Genomic DNA, 3045 nt, shown 5'->3' on the forward strand with positions numbered 1-3045 from the left:
GAAATGAGACCAAACCGCCCGCATATCCCTTCATCGATATAACTGTCAAAGAGCGAGGACCCAAAAGCACCCCATCACGCCCAACCTAGGCGCAACAAGCTGCCCGAGCCCCTGATTTTCAGGCCACAAGGTCGCCCCCGCCGCCGTTGCAGCGGTAGATACGAGGCTCCCGCGCCGGGTGCAAGCGAAAAACGCCGCTTCGTGACAGAATCTTTGCACCCCGCCGCCGCAACCCCGGCCGCCCGCAGCCATGCCGTTGAAGCCACCCGCCCCCGCGCGTAACCTGCACCGCCGGCGCCGCACGAGCGCCTGCAGCAACCAGGGAAGGACAGCGTCATGATGCACCGCCGGACTTTCGTCGGCCTGTCGCTCGCCGCGGGTGCCGGAGCCCTCGTCTCCGCCTGCGCGCCGGAGGCCCCGGCCGGGCCGACCATCCGCGACATCTTCAACTCCAACGCCAGCTTCTCGACGCTCGCCCAGGCGCTCGCCCAGGCCAACGTGCAGTCGCTCGGCGACACCGGGCCCTTCACCGTCTTCGCCCCGCGCAACTCTGCCTTCGCGAAGCTCCCGGAGGGCGAGCTCGAGCGGCTGATGCAGCCCGAGAACCGCGAGGAACTCGCCCGCATCCTGCAGTTGCACGTGGTCCCGGGCAGCCATCCCGCCTCGGCACTGGTGAACCGCACCACGACCCTGGTGACGCTGAGCGGCCTCAGCATCATCGTCGACGGCTTCAACGGCCTCAACGTCGGCGGCGTGAACGTGGTGCAGCCCGACGTGATGGCCTCGAACGGGGTCATCCACGTGGTGGACGGCGTCATCCTGCCACCCGCCTGAGCCCGTCCTGGCCCGCCCGCGCAGGACGCCGGTCCCGTCCTTGCCATGCCCGGCGGGGACGGCTACCTCCCGGAGGCGGAAGAGGGGCCTCGGGGGGAGCGCGATGAACGGCACGCTCAGGATCGCGGCGGGCAGCATCGTCGTCGGCCTCCTCGTCCTCGGGATCAAGTATCTCGCCTATGCGGTCACCGGCTCGGTGGCGCTCTACTCGGACGCCCTCGAGAGCCTCGTCAACGTCGCCACCGCCATCGCCGCGCTGGTCGCGATCCGGCTCTCGGCGCAGCCGCCTGACCAGAAACATCCCTACGGCCATCACAAGGCGGAGTATTTCAGCGCCGTCCTCACCGGCGTCCTCATTCTCGTCGCCGCCATGCTGATCCTGCGCGAGGCCTGGCACGCCTTCCGCGCGCCGCGGATGATCGACGCCCCGGTCCTCGGCCTCGCGCTGAACGGCATCGCTGGCCTGCTGAACGCCGGCTGGGCATGGCTGCTCATCCGCCGCGGGCGGACGCTGCGCTCCCCTGCCCTCGCCGCCGACGGCCGGCACCTGCTCGCCGACGTCGTCACCTCGGTCGGCGTCGCCGTCGGGATCGTGCTCGCCGTCCTGACCGGCTGGGCAATCCTCGACCCCGCGCTCGCCTCGCTCGTCGCGGTCAACATCCTCTGGTCCGGCTGGCAGGTCGTGCGCGCCTCGCTCGGCGGGCTGATGGACGAGGCCGTGCCCGAGGCCCGGCTCGCCGAGATCCGCGACGTGATCTCGCGGCACGCCGAAGGGGCGATCGAGGCGCACGACGTGCGCACCCGTGCCGCCGGTGCCGCGACCTTCATCGACTTCCACCTGGTCGTGCCCGCCGCCATGTCGGTCGCCGAGGCGCACGACATCTGCGACCGCATCGAGAGCGGCCTCCGCGCGGCGGTCGAGGGCGCCCGCATCACCATCCACGTCGAGCCGGAGAACAAGGCGAAGCACTCGGGGGTGCTGGTGCTCTGAGAGACCTCTGCAAAGGCGCAGGAGCGCGCTCGCGCGCACTTGTCGCACGCGTGCGAAATCAGGCAAGTGGTTGAATCTTTTACTGTATATAAAACGCGTTCATTGTTCCTTCACCGAGGTTAACGTGCCGAGTCCTCGGTCTCGGGAGACTCGCTAGTAGCCGCCGACGACCGGGAGGATCTCGCCGGTGATGTAGCTCGAGCATTGTGCCGAGGCGAGAAAGACATAGGCCGGGGCGATCTCCTCCGGCTGGGCCGGCCGCTTCATCGGCGTCTTCTCGCCAAAGCGGGCGACCTTGCCCGGCTCCTTGTCGGATGGGTTGAGCGGGGTCCAGACCGGCCCCGGGGCGACGCAGTTCACCCTTATGCCGCGCGGCAGCAGGCTGGCCGCCAGCGCCCGAGTGAAGGCGTGGATGCCGCCCTTGGTCATCGAATAGTCGACCAGATCCTTCGAGCCCTCGATGCCGGTGACCGACCCGGTGTTGATGATCGCCGATCCCGGCCTCATCTCGGCCGCCGCCGCCTGCGCGAGGTGGAAGTAGCCGTAGAGGTTCGTCTTCACCGTCTCGTCGAAATGCTCCGGGCTGAGCTCGAGGAAATCGGCGGCATGCACCTGGAAGGCGGCGTTGTTGACCAGGAGGTCGATCCCGCCGAACGCGCGCACCGTGCGCGCCACCGCCTCGCGGCAGAAGTCGCGGTCCGCCACGTTGCCGCGGAGGACGAGCGCGCGCCGCCCCTCGCGCTCGATACAGGCCCTCGTCTCCGCCGCGTCCGTCTCCTCGGCGAGGTGCGCGATCGCGACGTCCGCGCCTTCCCGCGCGAAGAGCACGGCCACGGCGCGGCCGATCCCGGAATCCCCGCCCGTGACGAGCGCCACCTTGCCCTCGAGCTTGCCCGACCCCTTCCAGTAGGGCGCATCGTACATCGGCAGCGGATCGAGTCGCGCCTCCACGCCCGGCTTCGCCTGATGCTGCTCCGGAAAGGGCGGGACCGGATAGGTGCGGGCACCGAGCTGCGCCGGACCTGATTCCTTGCCGCCCCGCTCCCGATCGTCGCGCCGCACCTCCTCCTGGATGGCACGCTGCGCGCCGACGACGGCATCGGGATCGCGGGTGTCGCTATCGGCCACTGGCTTCTCCTTCGGGCTCGCGGCAGCCCGCCGCGGACCGCCTCGCGAGACCCAACTCCGAGCCTCTCCGCCGTTCCGCCGCCCCGCCCGGA

Annotated in this window: 3 protein-coding genes; 2 read left to right on the plus strand and 1 reads right to left on the minus strand. The window is 69.8% G+C overall.

Annotated elements, in window-relative coordinates:
• Positions 1-336: 336 nt before the first annotated feature.
• Both Q0112_RS16990 and Q0112_RS16995 read left to right on the plus strand, forming a co-directional pair.
• Positions 337-834, plus strand: a complete 498-nt coding sequence (locus Q0112_RS16990) for a fasciclin domain-containing protein (protein ID WP_297977190.1) — start codon at positions 337-339, stop codon at positions 832-834.
• A gap of 103 nt (positions 835-937) precedes the next feature.
• Positions 938-1825: a cation diffusion facilitator family transporter gene (locus Q0112_RS16995; protein ID WP_297977191.1), complete on the plus strand. Its 888-nt coding sequence runs from the start codon at positions 938-940 to the stop codon at positions 1823-1825.
• A gap of 153 nt (positions 1826-1978) precedes the next feature.
• On the opposite strand, the gene Q0112_RS17000 is transcribed toward Q0112_RS16995, so the two are convergent.
• Positions 1979-2953, minus strand: a complete 975-nt coding sequence (locus Q0112_RS17000) for an SDR family oxidoreductase (protein WP_297977192.1) — start codon at positions 2951-2953, stop codon at positions 1979-1981.
• Between the last annotated feature and the right edge of the window lie 92 nt (positions 2954-3045).

The sequence above is a fragment of the uncultured Amaricoccus sp. genome (assembly GCF_937858865.1).
Lineage (GTDB): Bacteria > Pseudomonadota > Alphaproteobacteria > Rhodobacterales > Rhodobacteraceae > Amaricoccus.